Here is a 20,635-nt window from a genome sequence, read left to right on the forward strand (position 1 = left end):
CTGGTACTGGCGGGCCTTGCGGGGTCCGCATCATTTGATGACGGCAAAGAGGAGCGGACATGCCACAAATTGTCCATACTGAAGGGGAATCAAACACGTCTGAGGCGCGCAAGGTGTGGTTGCAAAAGTCCATGGGGCCGAAGTCAACACCATTGCTCAAACGCGATGCGAACGTGTTCCTGCATCAATCTCTATCCTCACCTTGCGTCAGCACCATTGCAAAGGCCGAGGGGATCTGGATCGAGGATATGGAGGGCCGCCGGTACATGGATTTCCATGGCAACTCGGTGCACCACATCGGTTATGGCCATCCCCGTTTGGTTGCCGCCATTAAGGCACAGCTTGACGATCTTCCTTTTGCGCCACGCCGCTTCACCAATGATCCGGCCGTAGAGTTGGCCGAGAAACTGGCAGAGATCGTGCCTGGCGATCTGGGGAAAATGCTCTTTACCACCGGCGGCTCTGACGCCAACGAGGTCGCCCTCAAGATTGCACGCGCCGCTACGGGTCGGTTCAAAACGATCAGCTTCTGGGATGCCTTCCATGGCGCTGGTTTCGGCGCCGCAAGTGTGGGCGGAGAGGCGACGTTTCGCAGTCATATCGCAGGCCCCCTCCTGTCCGGTACCGAACATGTCGCCCCCTTTGCCTGCTATCGATGCCCGTACAATCACACGGGCCCCGAAACCTGCGGACTGGCCTGCGCGAAAATGGTCGAATATGTCCTCGAGCGTGAAGGAGATGTGGCGGCTGTCATAGCGGAACCGATGCGCGCTGTGCCCTATGTCCCTCCGCCGGGGTTCTGGAAGACGGTTCGCGAGGCGTGCAACCGTCACGGGGCGCTTTTGATCATGGATGAAATCCCAACGGGTCTTGGCAAGACTGGCAAGATGTTCGCCTTTGAGCATGACGAGATCATCCCGGATATCGTGACACTTGGGAAAGCGCTTGGCGGCGGCATCCTGCCCGTCGCGGCCTGCGTTGCCCGTAAGCAGCTGGATGTTTGCGGAGATTTTGCCATCGGACATTACACGCACGAAAAGAACCCGGTCACTGCCCGGGCCGCTTTGACGACGATCCAGATCATCGAAGACGAAGGCTTGGTTCACCGTTCAGCGGAACTGGGTGAACATGCCATTGGTCGCTTGATGGATGAACTTCAGAACGTTCCGATTGTCGGAGACATCCGGGGAAGGGGCCTGATGTTCGGGATTGAAATCGTCGATGATCGCGCCGACAAAACGCCGGGGAACGCGTGCGCCGAACGGATATACTATGCCTGCCTCGAGGCCGGTCTAAGCTATAAGATCAGCCAGGGGTGCGTTCTGACATTGTCACCGCCGCTGACCATCTCGCGTTTGGACCTGGACCGCGCAATCGACATTGTAATTGCCGCAATCAAGGCCGAGAGTTGACGTCCGCGACCAACCTCGTGTCACAATAGGATCAGTGATCGCGCCCTTCCGGGACCTCTTGGCCAACCTCATAAGCGACGGGTGTTCCGTCAAAACGCTTTGAAATGGTTGCAGTGAAACACACAGGAGTTTACGCCTTGTGGGCCACAATGGGATGTAACACTTCCTAATCGCGGTCAGACACATGAAAAATACCATGCGCTGCGATACACTGAGCCAACAATAATAACGGGGTAGAGTATGGCAATTGTCAGCTTCCTTATCAGCCTTGCCGGGGCGACGATGCTGCTTCTTTACGCGGTCCGTATGGTGCGAACCGGGATCGAGCGCAGCTATGGCGCGTCGTTCCAGCGTGTAATGACCCAACAGCGCAGTTACCTGCAGGCTTCGGTGGTTGGGTTGACGATGGCGGTTGTGCTGCAAAGCTCGGCGGCTGTTGCTCTGTTGACCTCGGGATTTGCGGCCAGTGGAATGCTCAGTTTTCCTGCCGGCCTTGCGATTGTACTTGGCGGCGATCTGGGTTCGGCGCTGATCATCCAGATACTTTCGTTCCGGCTGGACTGGCTTGTTCCAATGCTGTTGGCGGTTGGGGGGTATCTGTTCGTAAAGACCGAAGCCAAAAAAACGCGACAACTGGGGCGTATCCTGATGGGTGTGGCCTTTATCCTGATCTCGCTTCGGTTCCTTCGCGAGGCGATGGATCCCATTCGGGATAGTGCGTTTCTGCCTGCTGTGGCGGATTATCTGGCGCGCGATTACATCACCGCGTTCCTTGTAGGGGGCGCTTTGGCTTTCATCATGCATTCCTCGGTGGCGGCCATCCTCATGTGTGTGACGCTTGTACAGATCGGAGCGATCCCGTTTGCCGCCGGAATGTCCTTGGTTTTTGGCGCAAACTTCGGCTCTGCCTTCATTCCGATTTGGCTCACCCGCGCCATGCCAGCCCCGGCCCGGCGCATTCCCTACGCCAACCTGGCATTGCGTGGCAGTTGGGCTTTGATGAGTTTATTTGCGGCCAACATGGCTCTGCGGACCGGGTTATTGGGCGATCCGCAAGGCGGGCAGATGCTGGTCAATGTGCACGTTGTGTTCAATTTGTCGCTGCTGGTCCTCGCCTTACCGTTTTGTGGCAAATTGAAAGGCCCGTTCGAAAGGTTCTTGCCTGATCAGAAAAAGGAAAATGTACCGCAACCGGCACGACCGGCCAGCGCATTGGACATAGGCAACGTCGCAAATCCCAGCCAGGCCCTGCCGAGCCTCAAGCGTGAGCTGTTGCGGATGAGCGACCTTGTCGAAACCATGTTTCGGCCTTGCCTGGAATTGTATCGCAGTGGGGACAAACATCAGATCCGAGCGGTGCAAGCCATAGACGTAGACGTGAACAATTGTCTGTCCGGGATCAGGGCATTTGTTTCGGCGATCCCGCCAGATGTATACGAAAAAAGGGACGCAAAAACTGCACGCGACCTTATGGAGTTCGCTATCCGGCTTGAGACGGCCGGGGACGTCGTTGCCAAGCGCTTGACAGTGTTGGCGGGTGAAATGCGGGCCAAGGGCTCGAGTTTCTCGCAGGAAGGCTGGTCGGAACTTGTTCAGATGCACGAGGGCATTCTGGCTAATGTGAAGCTGGCTTCAAACGTACTCATTTCAGACGATCTGGAAAGCGCGCGCCTGCTCAGCCTCGAGAAGACCGAAATCAAACGGGTGGAACGTGAAAGCCGAAAACGACACCTGCGCCGATTGCAGCACGGGTCACGGGAAAGCTTCGAAACCAGTGATATTCATCTTGAGACGTTACGTGCGTTCCGAGAGTTCAACAGCCACATTGCATCTATTGCGTACCCGGTTTTGTACCAGAATGGCCAGCTTCTGGAGACGCGGTTGATCGACGAAATTGCGGAGTAGCCGAAAGCCAAGGAGAGTTCGCTCTCAAATCTGCAAAAGCAAAGAAACGGTGCTACACTCTTGATGATGGCAGGGAACAGGAGCCGGACTCAATGCAAGCAAGGGAAAAGAAAAGAAAAAAAACGAAAATCGAAGCATCAAAGTGGCTTCAGGCTCGAAATTTGATTTTGAGATTGTTCGGCGTCTCTGGCACCTTCCGCCGGGAGCGCCGCACAAGAGATCACATCAATTCAAGTGAACCAGCTTCTCCTACAGTTGAGGGCAGGTCTTCAGATGCACGATCGTACCGTTTGATGCACGGAATAGATGGCAGAATTCAAAATGTCGCAGTCCAAAAGGCGACCACGTTTTACCTGCCTTGATGCCTGATCGCGCGTCGGTTTTTTTTGGGGGCTTGCGGAATCCTGACCTGTGAAAACCTCAGTTAACAGCAACGCCGCGGGGTTTGGAGGGTGTGACCGTTGCTTGGGAACGTGTTCGCGTGAACCTGCCGCTTGGAGCATTCAAAAACGGCCAATCTGTTTGCGGCTGCCTGCTAGCACGACATTTTTCTAAAGCGAAAGGAATGAGCCTTCCGCTGGTGTGTGCAAAGCTGTGCAACTAAACCAAAAACAGAAGGCAAATAAGTCCCTCGACAATCGATATCAACAAGAAGGAATGGGCAGGGCATTGCTGCGTTTGATTTCGCGGAGAACGACATTCGTTTGCGCGCTTTCCACTGCTGGCAGGCGAAACAGGAATTCTTCAAGAAAAACGTTATACGCCCCGATATCCTTGCAGATCACCCGCATGTGGTAGTCTGCCTGCCCGGTCGTTGCGTAGCATTCCATTACTTCCGGGCGCGTCTCGATCGCTGCAATGAACTGCTCTAGATGTTCCGGATTGTGCCGGGTCAGATGTACATGCACCATGGCCTGAAATGAAAGCCCTGCGTGTTGAGGCGACAATTCGGCCCGGTACTGCGAAATCAGACCGGCCTCTTCAAACGCACGAACTCGACGCCAGCAGGCAGAAGATGACATGCCCACCCGTTCTGCAAGGTCAGCGTTTGAGATGCGGCAATCATTCTGAAGGATCGCGAGAAGTTGGCAGTCACGTGAGTCGAAAAGCATCCGAGAAAAATACCCCATATTGCAACAAAAGGAGAGAGAATTTTTCAAAAAACTTCATAATTTTCGGTAAGGTAGAACAGATTCCTCAGAAATTTCCGGTAAAATACCCAAAAAAGTCGAGGCATCCATGACTGACCAGTCCCTGAAATTCGATACTTACGCCCTGTCGGACCGATACAAAGCCTCGGAGGGTCGTGTTTTCCTGACGGGAACGCAAGCTCTGGTGCGCATCATGTTGGACCAGGCCCGCAGGGACTCAGCAGCAGGAAACAACACGGCTGGGTTCATTTCCGGATATCGGGGGTCCCCCCTTGGTGGTCTGGATCTGGAACTGTGGCGAGCGAAAGAGGAAACCGAGGCGGCCAGGATCACATTCATGCCGGCCGTAAACGAAGACCTCGGCGCCACAGCGGTTCTTGGTGCCCAGCAGGCTTCGCTGGATCCCGATTGTGAGGTCGAGGGCGTGTTTTCGATGTGGTACGGGAAGGGCCCCGGAGTCGACCGTTCAGGGGACGCGCTGCGCCATGGCAATGCCTATGGTTCGTCGCCGAAGGGCGGCGTTCTGGTTGTCGCGGGTGACGATCATGGCTGCGTGTCTTCTTCAATGCCGCATCAGTCCGACGTCGCCTTCATGACCTGGTTCATGCCAACGCTGAACCCGGCCAACGCGGCTGAATATCTGGAGTTCGGCGAATACGGGATCGCGCTGAGCCGATATTCAGGCACCTGGGTCGGGTTCAAGGCGATTTCGGAAACCGTGGAAAGCGGGCAATCCGTGGAGTTGAAACCGGACCGTGCATTTACCTTGCCGGAAATAGATCTGCCGCCAGGCGGTCTGCACGTCCGCAGCGCCGATTTGCCAAGCCCGGCCATCGAGACGCGGATCGAACACAAGTTGCGGGCGGTCGAGGCTTTTGTCGAAGCCAACCCGATCGACCGGCGAATCTATGATATCAAGGATGCTCCATTCGGGATTGTCACAACGGGCAAGAGCCATCTGGACTTGATGGAAGTGCTGCGCCTTCTGGGTCTCGGCGAAAGCGGATGCCGCCGTTTGGGCATCGACATTTATAAGGTCGGGATGGTTTGGCCTTTGGCACGGCGCGATGCGCTGTCTTTTGTCCGTGGCAAAAAAGAGGTGCTGGTCGTCGAGGAAAAACGCGGGATCATCGAAAGCCAGTTCAAGGAATACTTCTATGACTGGCCGGGGGACAAACCCGAAAAGATGGTTGGAAAACACCGCGCGGCAGGTGATCCGTTGATTCCCTGGACCGGAGAGTTGAGCCCGTTGAACCTGATTCCGGTTGTTGCAGAGCGACTCGACCGTTTTTTTCCGGAAGAAGGATTCTTGGAAAAGGCGAAGGCGCTGACGGACGAACCGCCATCTGTTCTGAATGTTCCGGGTGCGGTCAGGTCACCATATTTTTGCTCGGGTTGCCCCCACAACACGTCCACCAAAGTCCCGGATGGAAGCACGGCTGCGTCAGGCATCGGCTGTCACGTGATGGCAAGTTGGATGAACCGCAACACGGTCGGTTATGCGCAGATGGGTGGCGAAGGTGTGCCGCATGTTGTTGCCTCGAAATTCAATGGCAACAAACATATCTTTCAAAACCTTGGCGAGGGCACTTGGTATCATTCCGGGTCGCTTGCCATTCGCCAGGCCGTGGCGACAGGTACAAACATCACTTACAAGATCCTTTACAATGATGCAGTGGCAATGACGGGGGGGCAGCCTGTTGATGGCCCTATCAGCGTTTCCGGGATCGCCCAGACCTGTCGCGCAGAAGGCGTGGACCGGATCGCGTTAGTTTCAGACGATATTACAAAATTCGATTCCAGAGATTTTCCGGCACGAACGAGCTTTCACCCCCGGGAAGAGATGGATGCCGTGCAGCGTGAGTTGCGTGACATCGAAGGTGTAACGGTTTTGATTTACGAGCAGACCTGCGCCACCGAGAAGCGTCGTCGCCGCAAGCGTGGAAAAACAGAAGACCCCAAACGATTTGCTTTCATCAACCCCGCGGTGTGCGAAGGCTGCGGCGATTGCTCTGTCGAAAGCAACTGCCTGAGTATTGAACCATTGGAAACCCCATTGGGCCGCAAGCGAAAGGTCAACCTGAACTCCTGCAACAAGGACTTTTCCTGCCTGAACGGGTTTTGCCCCAGTTTCATTACCGTGGAAGGGGCGACACGGCGAAAAGAACCCAAGCAAAAACTGGATATCCCTTCACTTCTTGCCAAGGTTCCCGACCCGCAGCTTCCTGACCTGGACGCGCCGTACGATCTTCTGGTCGGTGGGGTCGGTGGTACCGGTGTCGTAACAGTGGGCGCCGTTCTGACGATGGCGGCGCATTTGGAAGGCAAAGGCGCCAGCGTGCTGGATTTCACCGGGTTCGCCCAGAAATTCGGTACGGTTGTCGGCTATGTTCGCATTGCCCGCACGCCCGACGAAATCAATCAGGTCCGAATTGAGGCCAAAAGCGCCGACGCCGTCATTGGGTGTGACGTGGTCGTGTCTTCGGCGCCCAAAGCCTCGGTTCACTATCGCAAAGGCACAAAAGTCGTACTGAACCGTGCGGAAATGCCAACAGGTGACCTTGTTTTGCAGCGCGATGCCCAGCTCAAGGTCGATGAACGAGAAGCGTTGATACGCCGGACCGTCGGCGAAGAAAATGTCTTCGGTTTGGATGCAAACCAATTGGCGGTGGATTTGCTGGGGGACTCGGTTTTCGCCAATACCTTGCTGTTTGGTGTCGCGTGGCAGCTGGGGAACATTCCGATCAGTGAGGTTGCGATCAAACAGGCGATCAAGCTCAATGGAACCGTGATCGAGGCCAACGCGATGGCCTTTGATCTCGGGCGGGTGATCGCAGCAAACCCACAGGTGCTGAATGCAAAGGAGAAGAGGTCTTCGCAAGAATCCGCGCAGCAGATAATCGATTACCGGTCCGACGAATTGGCGACCTACCACGATGACGCTTATGCGCAACAGTACCGGGATCGCTTGGCCCGGCTGTCCGCAGCACTGCCTGATCAGATACGGGAGAAAGCGCTTTCGCTTGCGGCAAAATCCTTGTTCCGTCTCATGGCAATCAAGGACGAATACGAGGTCGCCCGGTTGCTGACATCGCGACAATTCGAGAAACAACTACAGTCCGAGTTCGAGGGGGATTTTCGGATCAAATACCACCTCGCCCCTCCGGTTTTAGGTGGTCAGAAGGATGTACGCGGACGGCCGCGCAAGCGAAGCTACGGTGGTTGGATGACCCCCGTCCTGAGGCTCCTTTCCCGTGTACGCAGGATTCGCGGAGGATGGCTTGATCCGTTCCGGTTTTCAAGGGACCGCAAGCTTGAAAACGAAACCCAAGCCTGGTTTCTGAGTGTGTTGGACCGCATCGAAGAGGCCAACCCCGAACTGGAGGCGGAAACCTGCCTGAAAATCCTGTCAGCCCCGCTGGATGTCCGCGGCTTTGGTCCGGTGCGCGAAGCGGCAACACGAACCGTACGTGCTGATGTAGATGCCATGCTGAACGTGATCGGAGAACAGCGAAGTGATGCGCAGGGCTTTGCTTCTCATAAGGCTTGAACGTTCTTTCCGAAATCTGTCCGGAAACGCGGATTTCAGGCGGGGCTGAACGGATCTGAACCCCCGCACATCGCGATGAAATGGGCTGCTGTCTGTGCAATGGTGCGACATAATCCGGATCACGTTCGGACGCCACCGGCAGCGGCGCGACGCCGCCACCGGATAGGCAGATGTGGCTAAACCTTCGTCACGGGCATTGCGTTGGCAAAGGCCGTCTTGCTCCGGCTCTGGGTTGACGAGTAAGGGACCTGTAAGTGTTTTTCACCCAATCGGCTTTCATTGTCTGCCCCCTGCGATCAGACCCTTGCTTTTTCAAAGGCGGCCCAGGCGGTTTCGAATGCTTCGAAATCAAACGCGGGCTCGCGGGCTGCGTCCAAAACAATACGTTCTGTCGCCAAAAGCTTTTGGATAGCACCTTCCAATTGATCGACGACATCATTCGGTATGACCAAAGCGCCATGACGATCGGCGTGAACCAGATCACCGGACTCAACTGTCAGACTAAAAATCGAAACTTGAGTGTCAACCTCGCGGACGTGGACGAAACCATGGCTCGGTCCGATGGAGCCAGCGACAACCGGGAACCCTTGGGGCAAATCCCCGAGATCCCGCATGACACCATTGGTCAGAGCCCCCGACATGCCGAATCCCTTGTGAACTGTCGTATTGATCTCACCCCAGTAAGCGCCGATACAATCAGGATAATCCAGATCCTCGACCACGGCGATTGAAGGGCCGGGTGCCTCGGCCATGTACTTGTAATAAGCCATACGTCGGGCTTTGATGACTTCGGGCGGCTCGGTCGGGGGATTGACCGCAGCGATCTTGGCAGTGCGGGCATAGCCGACGATGGCAGGCCCTTCGGGGGCAGAGCTTAGCATGGTGCCACGCGTGAACCTGTCGAACCCGCGCTTGCCCTGCACCACCTCGATGGCATTGCAGACAGTTGGTGTGTCGACTTTGCGGAGCAAAGACAAAAGGGTCGGGGTCATGTGTCCTCCAGCCAGCGGGACAGCGCCGCTGTTGTTTTTTCAGGTTGTTCCAAAGTCGGGAGGTGACCCGCGTCGTCGATGATCTCGAGCGAGCTTTGTGGCAGCAGGTCATGCAAAAGTCGGTGGCGTTCAACATTGCAAAGCCGGTCTTCACGCCCGCACAAAACCAGAGCCCTTCCGGTATAAGCCGTCAGTGTCTTGCTTTGGTCCGGGCGGTTCATAAGTGCCTTGGACTGACTTATGAAAACGTCAGGGCCCAAGTCGGCGGCCATTGCCATGCACAGATCCAGGATCGCCTCCCGGTTCGGTCCGTCAGCCAGGTAACCGGGCTTCATCTCGTCACGCATTACGGTCCTCAGCTGACCGTTGCGAACGGCGGACATCTGGGGTGAGCGACGCGCTTTTACCTCTGGCTTTTCCGCCAGTGGATTGGTGTCAAGCAAAGCCAGATGCGAAACACGTTCAGGGGCTTGGCGCGCTATTTCCATCGCCACGATACCCCCCATGGACAACCCGGCCAGCGTGAAAACCGGTGGCGCATTTCTGAGGATATCGTGCGCCATGGCCTCAACGCTGTCGTGGTGAGACAACGGAAAGGTCATCACGGGCATTCTGCCCGACAGAGCATTGATCTGGGGGCCAAAAAGCCGGGCATCACACATCATGCCCGGCAAGAAGATCAGAGGTTTCATGCTGAGGCCAGCTTTGCCCCTTCGGACAACGCCGCCAGCTTGGCGTAGGCGATCTGGGGATCAACGGCGCCGAATCCCGCAAAAGTGCCAAAGCCGCAATCGCTGCCCGCGATCACCCGATCCGCCCCCACGATTTCTGTGAACCGGTCGATCCGTTGGGCCACAAGTTCGGGATGTTCGACGAAATTGGTTGTGGTGTCGACCACGCCGGGCATCAGCACCTTGTCATCGGGAATCTCGGCCTTGCGGTCCCGGAAGACAGTCCATTCATGGGCATGCCGCGGATTCGAAGTTTCGAACAGGACATAGCGCGACTTGGTCGCCATCAGGGTGTTGAAAACCTTGTCCATGGCGATGTCACAGCAATGCGGGCCTTCGTAGTTGCCCCAGCATATATGTACCCGTACGCGATCCTGCGGGACGTTCTGAAGCGCGTGGTTCAGGGCCTCGACATGCATGTTGGCTATCTTGATGAACTCATCGTCCGACAGGTCGGTGAACAGCATGTGGCGCGACAAGGCGAGGTCGGGGCAATCCAGTTGCAGGTCCAAACCGGCAGTAACGATGGTTTCATATTCTTCTTTCATTGCGTCGGCCAACGCAGCCAGGTAGGCCTCGCGCGTCGGGTAGAAATCATTCTGCAAAAACAGCGAGATCACTCCGGGAGACGCGGCATTCATGAAACCACGCTCGGCCCCGTGCCGAGCCATGGCCGCCTTGAGGTTGGCGATGTCTTTTTGTAACTCGCCTTGCCCCTTTGATCGCACGTCACCCGTGCACATCGGCCTTGCGTATTGTGGCGTACCGCCGTCATCGGCCAGTCTTTGCAGAAAGCCGGGGAACATTTTCAAGTCTGCCGGCGCGTTACGAGGGCTGTCGCCCGAAAACCCGGCGTAACGATCCTTGACATAGGTCGCATAGGAGATTTTCGAAGTTTCGCCGTCGCTGACAATATCAACACCGGCTTCGACCTGTTTGCGCACCGTTTCGGCCACGGCGTTGGCCATGCAGGTATCAAAGGCGCCTGTGTCATAGGGTTCATCGTTTTCGCGGGCAAAAATAAAATCCACGACGTCCTGCGTTCGGGGCAGAGAGCCAACATGTGTGGTTTTTACGGTCATTGGGACCTCCTTAGATCTTTCGTGCCATCAGGATCGTGTGGCTTTGGGCTTCAGGGTCTTCGGCCAGGTATCCGGTCATTTGCAGCCCGTTTTTCTCGAGACACTCGGCGTAACCCGCCGGGGACAGCGAGGCGTGGTACACAAGTTCTGATCCCACCGTGCCGCTGACCTCTCCGGCACGAGGTCCGACAGTCAGCATGAGCATTCCTTTGGGCCGCAAATGGCGCGCCATCCGGGCGATACAGTCTTTTTGCTCATCCGCCGTAAGGTGAAAGAAGCTGTTCCAGGCGATGATACCTTCGAACTGTTGATCCAATTCAAAGCTCCGCATATCCGCGTTGCGCCAGTCCCCAGCGGGCCAACGGCCCCGCGCAATGGCAAGCATGGCGTCGGAAAAATCGATGCCTGTGACATCAAATCCTTCTGCCATGAACCACCGTGCAATGGGGTCTCCCGAGCCACAGCCCAGATCCAATACGCGGTCACCCGGCTTCAGGCTGGCAGTGAAGCGCGCCAACCAGCGCGCTTCGAACAGGGCCTTTGAACGGCGCCTGTCATACTCTGTTGCCTGTCGCTCATAAACGGCGTGGGTGTCATTCGGGTCCGCGTTCATCCTGTCCAGGTCGCTCCTGCCGGGTCATCGGTTGCAGTGATGCGGTACAGGCCCGCCTGTCCGGTCATCGATGGTCGAACACCATAGGTTTCGCCGGGAAGAACTAAGGCCGTGTCGCCCACCGAGATCGTGGTTTCGTGCCCGTCGATCGCAACACGCCAGTGACCGCTGGCCGGCATCAGAACCACCGGTTTCTCTGCGGCAAGCGGTTGGGTCACCGAGGATCCTCGTCCCAGGAAGTCGACCGCGAATCCGGGTTTGTCCTTGATCATTGCGTTTTCGCCAATCACCTTTGCGGGCTTTTTGGCCGACAACGCCATCAGATCCCAATACCGCGCGACGTATTTGTTGACCACATCCTCGACGGGAACCTCAGGATAGCTTTTCAGTTGTTCTTCGGTCAGCAAAGGCATCGGACGGACATTATGGGGCAGGTCCTGGCCCTGTTTGGAGTCGTACAGAACGCCATTGTCGCTCAGCATCAGACCATGTGTCTGCGCATCTTCGATTACCTGAGGCGCCCATGTGACGCCGCCGCCCGCATCGTCTCCGCCCAGGATTGACATGATCATTCCGTAATCCTGGCCGACATTCTCAAAGCCCCTGAAAATCCCCGTTGGAATGTTGAAGATGTCCCCTTCCTCGGCGATGAATTCCCCGGCCGTGCCATAGCGGCCCCAAAAAAACCGCCAACGACCCTTGGCAACAAAAAAGACCTCGGCCGTGGTGTGGCTGTGCAGTGAGTTTCGGCACTTCGGCGGCTGCCCCGCGGCTCCGATGTTGAAGCCGATCTTATCGGTGATGTGGACATGCTGGTCCGGAGATTCCGAGACGCCGCCGCCGATTATCGTGAAATTCTCTTTCTGATCGCTGCCGGGAGTGTGGGCATCGATAAAAGCGGTTTTACAGGGTTGAAGCTCGCCATAGCGGACTATGCGGGAAGGGATGGATGATTTTGTCATGACGTACGATCCGATTTAACGTTTTTGGAAAGAAAGCTCGTGTGCCCGAGCAGGACACGCCCTTACTCTCCGGGCGGGCGCAGGTTCAGTCTCCGCGCCCTAAGGCTTTGACGGTACATATGGAAACGTCGAATGGTCCGGGGCTCGGACAGACCGCCTGAAAGGATGCGATATGAGACCGGACGGCCCACTCACACTTCTCCGCTCTGCAACAGGATCTGCTTCCAGACCGAGGTTTCATCGAAAATAGTGTATTCACGACGCAACTGCGGCTGCCCCGCAATCAGTGCGCCGAACTCAGCGTGGCTGATACCGAGGACATAAACCTGTGCACCAGTCGGCGCCCCAAACACGCCCCAGCCATCATGTTTGCCCCATAGGCTCCAGCGAATTGCCGCACGCGGAGGCATATCAGGGTCGTCTCGCCCGATCTGATGCTCAATCTTGAATTCTGCGTTCGGAAAACTCGCCCGCAGACCCATCCAGAAACGGTCGACGGCCTGCCAGCCATGCCCTGTTACGCCACCCACATATTCTGATTGAACAGCTCGGTCATATTCTGAACCGATCACGCCCATATCTGCATTCATGATCCGCGTCAGAATGTCGGCGTAGCGCTGCCCCCATTCGTTGTCATTACCCTGGCCTTTGTATGGTCCAGGCTGATCGATTTCGGGGGTCAGAGGCTTGACGCAGTTCTCCTTGCCTCCTTCGCGGGCAATCAGATTCGCGGCGTATTCCTTGGGATCCCAGCCCATCTGGCGTACAATCGCGCCTTGATCACGGATCAGCCATTCATCGTTGATCTGATTGTCGATGGCGTGGCAATCCGCAAGAATCCGGTAACGCAGCTTGGTGCCGGTTGGCTTGCCATAGACGCCCTCGGCCAAATGCGTGGCCGTTGAAATGATGCGATGAGAGCTCAGCATGCCCTCTTCCGGTGTGCCGGACCAGATCACGTCTTCGCCCAGCAGCTGCCGATCCGGAAACTCGGCCAGCGTTGCCATTGTGGCCCCAATGACATTCTGATTGCCCAAAACGACCGAACCGGGCGAACGGACGACGATGTCATCGCTGTAATATTCATGCAGCGTGGCGATCCCCCGGTCTTCCCATATCTCTTTGGTGATGCCGATGATGTAATCCGGAAAATCCCGGAATTTTGGATCGAAGCCTTTCATGTCTCTGTCCTTTGTGGGGCCCATCCCTTGGGCAATCGGGCCGAAGTCCGCACGATCAGCGGCCCATCAATGGCGACTTTACGTGCCGCAGCAGCTGTCGGTTTTTCGATATGATCCAGCAGAGCATCCACGGTCTCGGAAACCATCAAATTGGCCCGCTGACGAATGGTCGTAAGATTGTAGGCAAGCCATCCGGCCTGAGGGACGTCATCGTAACCAACGACAGACACGTCTTCGGGCACACGCATTCCTAACTCAAACCGAATGACGTCCATGACCGCAAGCGCCATGTGATCATTGGCAACAAACACGGCATCAGGCCGTTTCAGCGGTTCGACATCAAACATACGGCGGGCCGCGAGGCGTGCGTTCTCAGTGTGAAACTCACCGATGTCGTGAGCGTACAGTTCTTGGCCGGCATCGCTGAGCGCGGCCCGGAAGCCGGCCTCGCGATCTCGCTGTGTTGAAGCGCCCTGCCACCCGGCAATATAGGCGATGCGTCTGTGACCAGCGGCGATAAAGAACTCGGCCACCTTACGACCGCCAGCGTAGTTGTCCGATGTAACCGAGGTGATCCCGTCGATATCCTGACTGCGGTTGAACAACACCACCGGCACACCCGCCTGCTGACACCGCGTTGCAATATCCGACGACATCGCAACCGAGGCCAGAATGACGCCATCGACTTGATAATCGAGAATTTCCTCCATCACGTCGTCTATGTTTCCAGCGGTTCTGGAGGCCATGAAGATTAGAACGTGATAGCCCTGTTCCTGCAATGCATTTGACAGTTTCTCAAGCGCTTCTGGGTAGAAGTAGTTGTCCAGATAAGCGACCACCAATCCGATGATGCGACTTTTCCCGGATACCATGGCGCGGGCCAGAACGTTTGGGCGATAGCCCAGTTCAGCGGCGGCTTTGCGCACTTTCTCCTCGGTTTTTTTGCTGACAGAGGCGCCAGGCGTGAAAACGCGGCTGACGGCGGACTGGCTGACACCAGCCAACTGCGCAACCTGAAGAGATGTGACCTTCCTAGCCATCAATCTGCTGTCCAACCCCCGTCAATCAACATCGAAGTACCGGTGACCAGAGCAGAGGCGTCTGACGCGAGATACCGCACCGCGCCCATGATGTCTTCGACTTCTCCGATCCGGTCCAGCTTGATCTTGTCCATGATCCAAGCGGCACGTTCAGGATTGTCGAAAGTGGATTGGGTCAGGGGGGTTCTGATGAAAGTCGGGCAGACCGTGTTGATCCGAATGCCCTGTTTACCCCACTCGATCGCCATGGATTTGACCATGCCCTCCAGGCCATGCTTGGTTGCACAATAAAGCGCCCGGTCGACCCCACCGACATGCCCCATTTGGCTGGAGATGTGGATGATCGATCCCGGCTTTCCTGCCTTGATCAAAGCGTGGGCGGCATAGGCGGACAGGAAATAGGCCGAACGCAAATTGACATTGGTGACAACATCGAAGTCATCGGGCGTGGTTTCGATGGCCGCGCTGTGCCGTGTTATCCCGGCCGAATTCACCACGACATCAAAGCAGCGCGACGCGAAAAGCTGTTCCAATGCGCCCAGATCACCCTGATCCATCACAAGCGCTTCGGCCGACCAGCCGTGATCCTGCAAGGCAGCGACAGTGTCGTTCAACCGGTCCTTGCCTCTGGCCGCGCAGACGACATGCGCGCCTGCCTCGGCCAAAGCCACTGCACAGCCCTGACCGATGCCAGATGAAGCTCCGGTAACGAGGGCGGATTTGCCGTTCAGGGAAAACGAAGGGGTGCGTGGCAATTCCGTCATCAGTTCATTCCATCCGGTATTTCAATGCGGCCCATATTTCGAGCCTTGTTGAATTCCCGCAGACGGGCAAAGACGTCAACGCCAAGCTGCCGGTAGGCATCCAGCAAATCAACCAGCACCCAGTTTTCCCGGATCCTGCCGTTTTCCAAACGCCAGAAGTCGAGGCTGCGCATGGTGATCTTCTTGCCTGATGGAGCGATGCCCATCCAACCATCGTCTGTGACGGTCTGGATCATGTTGGGCCAGCCAGTCACGGCCGCATATTCCCCGTCACCGAAGAAGTGATAGGTGATGTCGTCCACAAACTGCCCGCGATCCGGCATACCGTTCAGAAACGGAATCTGATGCCAGTTGCGGAACCCTGCATACCCGCGCCCGGTGCCGATGCCCGAAGGACCGTACCAGTTCATGCGCGGGTGCCAGAACCGCTCCATCTCCATCACCTCGGGGCCACCCTGGGACGGGTGTTTCTTGAGATGCTCCAGCATGTCGATGATGTGCTGGCAGGTCTGTTTTCCCTTGGCCACATCATAAGGACCAGGGACAAACCCATCCTGAGTGGCAGGTCCCGGGACGTGCCATTCGCGGCCCAGACTTGGCGCCATCGGCCAGGCATCCGCCTGCATCATAACTTCGGGGATGTCCCACAGCGCCTGCATCTCGACGATCTTGCCGTTTTCGAATCGGTAGAATTCGTGAAACCGTATCGTGACCTGATGACCCGTTGGTGGGATATCCAGCCAAGGGCCGATGAAAACACCGGTGTAATACCCGCTGCATCCGACCCAATCTGCACCGAACGCATCCGGCCCGGCCATGACGATGTAATCCCGACGCTCAAGATCGGGCCAGGCCGCCAGCAAGTCTTTATACCCAATGTCATAGAAAGCATCACTGCCGATGCTGTCCCCAAAGGGATGACACAGACGGAACACGGCATCCGGCGACGTGATATCCGCGAAAGCCCGACGTACACCCGCCTCATTGAAATCGTACATCGCAGCCCTGAGCGGTTCGATCAGGGCCTTGTGATGAGTATGTTTGTCACTCATTCAGCAGCGTCCCGGTAAGGGGCCGGCGCACCGTAGGGAACATTGATTCCGCCATATCGGCGCACACGAACGTTGCACTGTTCAGCGTGACCAACGAACCCTTCGAGCATGCACAGGCGCGAACCATACTCGCCGATCAGCGTTGCGGCCTCATCGGTCAGAACCTTTTGATAGCTGTGCGTCTTCAGGTACTTACCAACCCAAAGTCCACCAGTGTATCGCCCGGCCTTCTTGGTAGGCAGCGTGTGGTTGGTGCCAATCACCTTGTCCCCGTTCGAAACATTGGTGCGCGGCCCAAGGAACAACGCCCCATAGCAGGTCATGTTCTCAAGGAACCAGTCGTCGCGGTCAGTCATCACCTGCACATGTTCCGAGGCAATATCATCGGCAACCCGCAACATCTCGTCATAGGTATCGCAGACAATCACCTCGCCGTATTCATCCCACGACACTTTGGCGGTGTCTGCTGTCGGAAGGATACCCAGCAGGCGGTCAACTTCGGCCATCGTGTCTTCGGCCAGTTTGCGCGAATTGGTCAGCAGCACACAGGGGCTGTTGTATCCATGTTCGGCCTGACCAAGCAGATCCGTGGCGCAGAGTTCCGCATCTGCGGCGGACTCGTCAGCTATGACCATCGTTTCGGTTGGACCTGCGAACAGATCGATACCTACGCGCCCGAACAGCTGGCGCTTGGCTTCGGCCACAAACGCGTTGCCGGGACCAACCAGCATATGAACGGGATCGATCGTCTCGGTACCCAGTGCCATCGCGCCAATCGCCTGAATGCCACCCATGACATAGATCTCATGCGCGCCTCCAAGATACATGGCGGCAATCACCGCTGGGTTGGGTTTGCCCTGAAACGGGGGCGTGCATGCGATGATGCGCGGCACCCCTGCCACCGAGGCGGTCGCTACCGACATATGCGCCGAGGCGACCATCGGGAACTTGCCGCCAGGAACGTAGCATCCAACCGATTGCACAGGGATATTCTTATGGCCAAGGATAACGCCCGGCAGGGTTTCGACCTCAATGTCCAGCATTGAATCCCGCTGAGCCTGCGCAAAGTTGCGCACCTGTTCCTGCGCGAACTTGATATCGGCCAGCTCACGATCGGACAATTGCCCGATCAGGTCATCAATTTCCTGCTGGCTCAGGCGGAACGAGGCTGGCGAGTAGTTGTCGAACTTCTCACTCAACTCACGCACCGCGGCATCCCCACGGGTTTCGATGTCTTTCAGTGTCGCCTCAACCACGGCACGGGTCTTGGCATCATCCTCTGCCCGATCCGCATCGGACTTGCCGCGTTTAAGATACTCGATTGCCATCTTTCCAATCCTCAGTTTTGCGGCCGGGGCGGATGTTTCTCACCCCGATCAAATGCTTCCCAGCCTTCGCCGTTGAACAGGTCCACGCCCAGCTGAGCCGCAACGTGGGCAAAGTCGACATTCACCCAGTTGTCGACAATCTTGCCGTCGACCACTTTCCAGAAGTCCATGTACCTGATCTCGACACGCTTGCCCGTGGGGGCGATGCCCAGAAACTCGCCGGAATGCGTGGCTTCCTGACGGCCAAACGCGGCTGCCCATTCACCCATGTAAAGACGTGCCTCGTCTATACAGGTCTTGTCCGAAAACGCCGCTTGGAACGGGCGTTGCCAGTTGTCCTGAAACTCTTCCAGGCCGGTCTTGGTTCCGCAGCCTTGATTGCCCATCCAGCGGAAGCCTTGGGCGAAGAATTCTCCGATATCGTCTATACGGTGGTCGTTCAGACCATCCACCATTGTTTCGATCACGCGGCGTGTGTCGTCGGTTTTGCTCATGTCCGTGTCGCGGGTCAGAACCGCTTGTTCGGGACGGGAACCTTTCATCTTTCTATCCTTTCAGGTTGCCGAGGGAAGGGATTGGGACGTGCGGCCCCAATGCTCAGAAAGTCCCTTGGCATCCTGTTCAGCGCCGGATGGCGCGACATGGCATTATGTCGGGCCTTGTTGCTCATTAGCCTTTGACTGCCCCGGCTGTCAGGCCGCTTACGATCTGGCGCTGGAAGATCAGGACAAGGAAGATCAGAGGAGCGGTGATTGACACGGCGGCGGCCACGGCGACCACTTGGTCGGTTGTCGTGGTCTCGCGGTTGAACATGCCGACGATGGCGGGAACCATGGTCTGGTTCTGCGCGTCCAACAGCAACGCGGTGACCAGAAAGTCGTTATAGGCCAGCAGAAAGCTGAACAGACCCGTGGTTATGACACCCGGCCACATCACCGGCATGATGACGCGGCGGAAGGCCTGAAAATGGCTGCATCCATCCACGCGGGCGGCCTCGTCCAATTCGGACGGGATGTTCTGGAAGAACGAGCGCAGCATCCAGATCGTGAAGGGTTGATTGATAGCAACCAGAACAGCGATTACCGCAAAAGGCTTGCCGTACAAGGTTGGTGCGTTTTCCCCTAAGATCGGGCTCAGCCATTCTGCCGAGTTTATGAACACCGGCAGATAGCCTGCCACCAGAACAGAATGCGGCAGCGCCCGGAACACCAGTGCAACGATCAGGATCCAGAAGGCCAAAGTTGATCCTGACCGCGCTAGGCCGTAGCCTGCCAATGTGCCCACGGTCAGCGACACTGTCACCACGCCCGTCGTTACGATCAGCGAGTTCTTGAAGTTGTTTGAAAAGCCCCGGTCGATCCAGACGGTTTTGTAATGCTCGGTCGTCAGACCAAGCACATCCCGTCCCAGAGGGCCAAACAGCGGGTTCAACACGTTCAGGATTGCAGGCAGGACGACGAAGAACACCAGCAGGAAACCCACCAGCAAGGCCAGCACACCGATCAGCCAGCCGAACCATTCCTGTCCGGGTTTGGTGTAGGACCTGACCATTGAAGGTAACGTTCTCGTTGCCGCGAGGATCGTGCCCCAGATAACCGCGATGCCCAGAATGATATCCAGCAGCGACAAACCCTTTCCGACGCTCAGCGTGGCCGGACCGAAGATCACGTTCAGCGCGTTGCTGTCGAATGCATCGACAGGTGACTTGAAGCTCATCACCACGATCCAGAAGATCGGGAAGGCTGCGATCAGGCACCAGAATGCCAGAAAAATGTTTGAGGTCAGCCGCAGACTTAAAGGCTGCCGGAGCGCACGCGAGGACATATCAGTGACTTCCTTTGTGATCACGCCAGGTTCGGCGTAGCGGAAGGATAAGCAGGACGACGACGCCAATCATGGTCAGCATCGAGTTGGCCGAAGCCCGGCTGATCGACCGGTTGCCGGCTTGATCCGGCGTCAGGTAGTCGAAGGTCAGCCATTGCAGTGAGATAACGTAGCCCTGGCTCGAAAAGCCGACGATCTCTTCGAACACGCGGTAGCTGTCCATCAGGTGGATCATCGACACGAAGATGATCAGCGGCATCAGATGCGGGATGACGATGTACTTCAGCCGCTGCCAGCGGGTCGCTCCGTCTATTACGGCGCTTTCCAGGCTGTCCTGATTGACCGTTTGCAGACCGGCATAGAAGATGATGGCGGCAAAAGGCGCAACGTGCCAGACGCGGTAGATCATCATGAGAACTTCAATCGTCCAGGCCTGCGCGAACAGGGCTATGTCACGGTTCAGCCACCATTCCATCATCGCAGTCAGGATACCGTCGCCACGGAACAGCCAGTTGATCGACAGTACACCGATCACCGGCGTAATGATAAACGGCAGCAGTGAGACAAAAATCACCGGTCCGCGGATCGATCGCGCGGCATTGTTGATCAGGATCGCAATCCCTAGCCCGCACCCGACCACCAGCGGCAGAGTAATCAGCGTAAAGGTCAAAGTGAACCGCAACGCTTTCCAGAAATTGATGGTGGATAACACATGCCAACTGCCGTCGCTTATGGCACGCCATGCGCGCTCAGGCTCCAGCACGTTGCGATAGCTTTGCAAGCCGACATAATGGGTTTGCGTAATAATCTCGCCATGCTCGTCTAACTTCGGCTGTGACACTTGCTCGGTCACACAGGTCTGCGTCAGGAATCCGGGTGTGCAGGTTTCCTTCTCGACGGTCTCATAGATCGGCTGGGTGACATAGAAACTCTGCTTGAACACGCTGATCAACGGGAACGCGATGAAGAGAAGCATCATAAAGACAGAGGGACCGACAAAGACGGCGAATGTCCGGAAATTCATGGCTCTGCCTTTCTAATGGTTCTC

17 protein-coding genes are annotated in these 20,635 nt (G+C 56.7%); 3 read left to right on the plus strand and 14 right to left on the minus strand.

Features of this window, described 5'->3' with window-relative positions:
• Nucleotides 1-59 precede the first annotated feature (59 nt).
• Nucleotides 60-1,412: a (R)-1-hydroxy-2-aminoethylphosphonate ammonia-lyase gene (gene pbfA, locus AC2FFA_RS08945; protein WP_496670348.1), complete on the plus strand. Its 1,353-nt coding sequence runs from the start codon at nucleotides 60-62 to the stop codon at nucleotides 1,410-1,412.
• A gap of 240 nt (nucleotides 1,413-1,652) precedes the next feature.
• Nucleotides 1,653-3,317 carry a Na/Pi cotransporter family protein gene (locus AC2FFA_RS08950; protein WP_496851222.1) on the plus strand — a complete coding sequence of 555 codons (1,665 nt, stop codon included), beginning with the start codon at nucleotides 1,653-1,655 and terminating at the stop codon, nucleotides 3,315-3,317.
• Between the two features lie 644 nt (nucleotides 3,318-3,961).
• On the opposite strand, the gene AC2FFA_RS08955 is transcribed toward AC2FFA_RS08950, so the two are convergent.
• On the minus strand, nucleotides 3,962-4,429 hold the full coding sequence (locus AC2FFA_RS08955) for an Lrp/AsnC family transcriptional regulator (RefSeq protein ID WP_299897729.1): 468 nt from the start codon (nucleotides 4,427-4,429) through the stop codon (nucleotides 3,962-3,964).
• A gap of 127 nt (nucleotides 4,430-4,556) precedes the next feature.
• Here AC2FFA_RS08955 and AC2FFA_RS08960 point away from each other — a divergent pair, with 127 nt between their 5' ends.
• On the plus strand, nucleotides 4,557-8,018 hold the full coding sequence (locus AC2FFA_RS08960; RefSeq protein ID WP_496851223.1) for an indolepyruvate ferredoxin oxidoreductase family protein: 3,462 nt from the start codon (nucleotides 4,557-4,559) through the stop codon (nucleotides 8,016-8,018).
• 296 nt (nucleotides 8,019-8,314) lie between these two features.
• On the opposite strand, the gene AC2FFA_RS08965 is transcribed toward AC2FFA_RS08960, so the two are convergent.
• The 13 genes from AC2FFA_RS08965 to AC2FFA_RS09025 all read right to left on the minus strand — a co-directional run bounded on the left by AC2FFA_RS08965 (nucleotide 8,315) and on the right by AC2FFA_RS09025 (nucleotide 20,611).
• Nucleotides 8,315-9,010, minus strand: a complete 696-nt coding sequence (locus AC2FFA_RS08965) for an RraA family protein (RefSeq protein ID WP_496851224.1) — start codon at nucleotides 9,008-9,010, stop codon at nucleotides 8,315-8,317.
• The gene (locus AC2FFA_RS08970; RefSeq protein WP_496851226.1) at nucleotides 9,007-9,702 is read right to left on the minus strand and encodes an alpha/beta fold hydrolase; all 696 of its coding nucleotides are present in this window, start codon (nucleotides 9,700-9,702) and stop codon (nucleotides 9,007-9,009) included. The genes AC2FFA_RS08965 and AC2FFA_RS08970 overlap by 4 nt, the downstream gene beginning before the upstream one ends.
• A complete protein-coding gene (locus AC2FFA_RS08975) occupies nucleotides 9,699-10,823 on the minus strand; it encodes a cobalamin-independent methionine synthase II family protein (RefSeq protein ID WP_496851228.1) in 1,125 nt (374 codons plus the stop codon). Before AC2FFA_RS08975 ends, AC2FFA_RS08970 begins: the two co-directional genes overlap by 4 nt.
• Before the next feature lie 10 nt (nucleotides 10,824-10,833).
• Nucleotides 10,834-11,436, minus strand: coding sequence for a class I SAM-dependent methyltransferase (locus tag AC2FFA_RS08980; protein WP_117873044.1), 603 nt, complete (start codon nucleotides 11,434-11,436; stop codon nucleotides 10,834-10,836).
• The gene (locus AC2FFA_RS08985; RefSeq protein ID WP_496851231.1) at nucleotides 11,433-12,398 is read right to left on the minus strand and encodes a cupin domain-containing protein; all 966 of its coding nucleotides are present in this window, start codon (nucleotides 12,396-12,398) and stop codon (nucleotides 11,433-11,435) included. The genes AC2FFA_RS08980 and AC2FFA_RS08985 overlap by 4 nt, the downstream gene beginning before the upstream one ends.
• A gap of 191 nt (nucleotides 12,399-12,589) precedes the next feature.
• Entirely contained in the window at nucleotides 12,590-13,579 is a 990-nt protein-coding gene (locus AC2FFA_RS08990) for a nuclear transport factor 2 family protein (RefSeq protein ID WP_496851233.1), read from the minus strand.
• Nucleotides 13,576-14,619, minus strand: coding sequence for a LacI family DNA-binding transcriptional regulator (locus AC2FFA_RS08995; RefSeq protein WP_299897748.1), 1,044 nt, complete (start codon nucleotides 14,617-14,619; stop codon nucleotides 13,576-13,578). Before AC2FFA_RS08995 ends, AC2FFA_RS08990 begins: the two co-directional genes overlap by 4 nt.
• The gene (locus AC2FFA_RS09000) at nucleotides 14,619-15,383 is read right to left on the minus strand and encodes an SDR family NAD(P)-dependent oxidoreductase (RefSeq protein ID WP_496851235.1); all 765 of its coding nucleotides are present in this window, start codon (nucleotides 15,381-15,383) and stop codon (nucleotides 14,619-14,621) included. The genes AC2FFA_RS08995 and AC2FFA_RS09000 overlap by 1 nt, the downstream gene beginning before the upstream one ends.
• On the minus strand, nucleotides 15,383-16,435 hold the full coding sequence (locus AC2FFA_RS09005; RefSeq protein WP_496851237.1) for an ester cyclase: 1,053 nt from the start codon (nucleotides 16,433-16,435) through the stop codon (nucleotides 15,383-15,385). The genes AC2FFA_RS09000 and AC2FFA_RS09005 overlap by 1 nt, the downstream gene beginning before the upstream one ends.
• The gene (hisD, locus tag AC2FFA_RS09010) at nucleotides 16,432-17,763 is read right to left on the minus strand and encodes a histidinol dehydrogenase (RefSeq protein ID WP_496851239.1); all 1,332 of its coding nucleotides are present in this window, start codon (nucleotides 17,761-17,763) and stop codon (nucleotides 16,432-16,434) included. Before hisD ends, AC2FFA_RS09005 begins: the two co-directional genes overlap by 4 nt.
• 11 nt (nucleotides 17,764-17,774) lie before the next feature.
• Nucleotides 17,775-18,305 (minus strand): ester cyclase, encoded by a 531-nt coding sequence (locus AC2FFA_RS09015; RefSeq protein WP_496851241.1) that lies wholly within the window; start codon nucleotides 18,303-18,305, stop codon nucleotides 17,775-17,777.
• Nucleotides 18,306-18,432: 127 nt separating this feature from the next.
• Nucleotides 18,433-19,587 carry a carbohydrate ABC transporter permease gene (locus tag AC2FFA_RS09020; RefSeq protein ID WP_299897760.1) on the minus strand — a complete coding sequence of 385 codons (1,155 nt, stop codon included), beginning with the start codon at nucleotides 19,585-19,587 and terminating at the stop codon, nucleotides 18,433-18,435.
• Between the two features lies 1 nt (nucleotide 19,588).
• Complete coding sequence (locus AC2FFA_RS09025) at nucleotides 19,589-20,611, minus strand: carbohydrate ABC transporter permease (RefSeq protein WP_299636542.1); 1,023 nt, start codon at nucleotides 20,609-20,611, stop codon at nucleotides 19,589-19,591.
• Nucleotides 20,612-20,635 lie beyond the last annotated feature (24 nt).

This window comes from Ruegeria sp. YTSB088 (genome assembly GCF_059609825.1).

What these genes read in the sequence shown, in the direction of transcription:
- pbfA (WP_496670348.1), top strand. Translation starts at nt 60, where the DNA reads ATGCCACAAATTGTCCATACTGAAGGGGAATCAAACACGTCTGAGGCG.
- AC2FFA_RS08950 (WP_496851222.1), top strand. Translation starts at nt 1,653, where the DNA reads ATGGCAATTGTCAGCTTCCTTATCAGCCTTGCCGGGGCGACGATGCTG.
- AC2FFA_RS08955 (WP_299897729.1), bottom strand. Translation starts at nt 4,429, where the DNA reads ATGCTTTTCGACTCACGTGACTGCCAACTTCTCGCGATCCTTCAGAAT.
- AC2FFA_RS08960 (WP_496851223.1), top strand. Translation starts at nt 4,557, where the DNA reads ATGACTGACCAGTCCCTGAAATTCGATACTTACGCCCTGTCGGACCGA.
- AC2FFA_RS08965 (WP_496851224.1), bottom strand. Translation starts at nt 9,010, where the DNA reads ATGACCCCGACCCTTTTGTCTTTGCTCCGCAAAGTCGACACACCAACT.
- AC2FFA_RS08970 (WP_496851226.1), bottom strand. Translation starts at nt 9,702, where the DNA reads ATGAAACCTCTGATCTTCTTGCCGGGCATGATGTGTGATGCCCGGCTT.
- AC2FFA_RS08975 (WP_496851228.1), bottom strand. Translation starts at nt 10,823, where the DNA reads ATGACCGTAAAAACCACACATGTTGGCTCTCTGCCCCGAACGCAGGAC.
- AC2FFA_RS08980 (WP_117873044.1), bottom strand. Translation starts at nt 11,436, where the DNA reads ATGAACGCGGACCCGAATGACACCCACGCCGTTTATGAGCGACAGGCA.
- AC2FFA_RS08985 (WP_496851231.1), bottom strand. Translation starts at nt 12,398, where the DNA reads ATGACAAAATCATCCATCCCTTCCCGCATAGTCCGCTATGGCGAGCTT.
- AC2FFA_RS08990 (WP_496851233.1), bottom strand. Translation starts at nt 13,579, where the DNA reads ATGAAAGGCTTCGATCCAAAATTCCGGGATTTTCCGGATTACATCATC.
- AC2FFA_RS08995 (WP_299897748.1), bottom strand. Translation starts at nt 14,619, where the DNA reads ATGGCTAGGAAGGTCACATCTCTTCAGGTTGCGCAGTTGGCTGGTGTC.
- AC2FFA_RS09000 (WP_496851235.1), bottom strand. Translation starts at nt 15,383, where the DNA reads ATGACGGAATTGCCACGCACCCCTTCGTTTTCCCTGAACGGCAAATCC.
- AC2FFA_RS09005 (WP_496851237.1), bottom strand. Translation starts at nt 16,435, where the DNA reads ATGAGTGACAAACATACTCATCACAAGGCCCTGATCGAACCGCTCAGG.
- hisD (WP_496851239.1), bottom strand. Translation starts at nt 17,763, where the DNA reads ATGGCAATCGAGTATCTTAAACGCGGCAAGTCCGATGCGGATCGGGCA.
- AC2FFA_RS09015 (WP_496851241.1), bottom strand. Translation starts at nt 18,305, where the DNA reads ATGAAAGGTTCCCGTCCCGAACAAGCGGTTCTGACCCGCGACACGGAC.
- AC2FFA_RS09020 (WP_299897760.1), bottom strand. Translation starts at nt 19,587, where the DNA reads ATGTCCTCGCGTGCGCTCCGGCAGCCTTTAAGTCTGCGGCTGACCTCA.
- AC2FFA_RS09025 (WP_299636542.1), bottom strand. Translation starts at nt 20,611, where the DNA reads ATGAATTTCCGGACATTCGCCGTCTTTGTCGGTCCCTCTGTCTTTATG.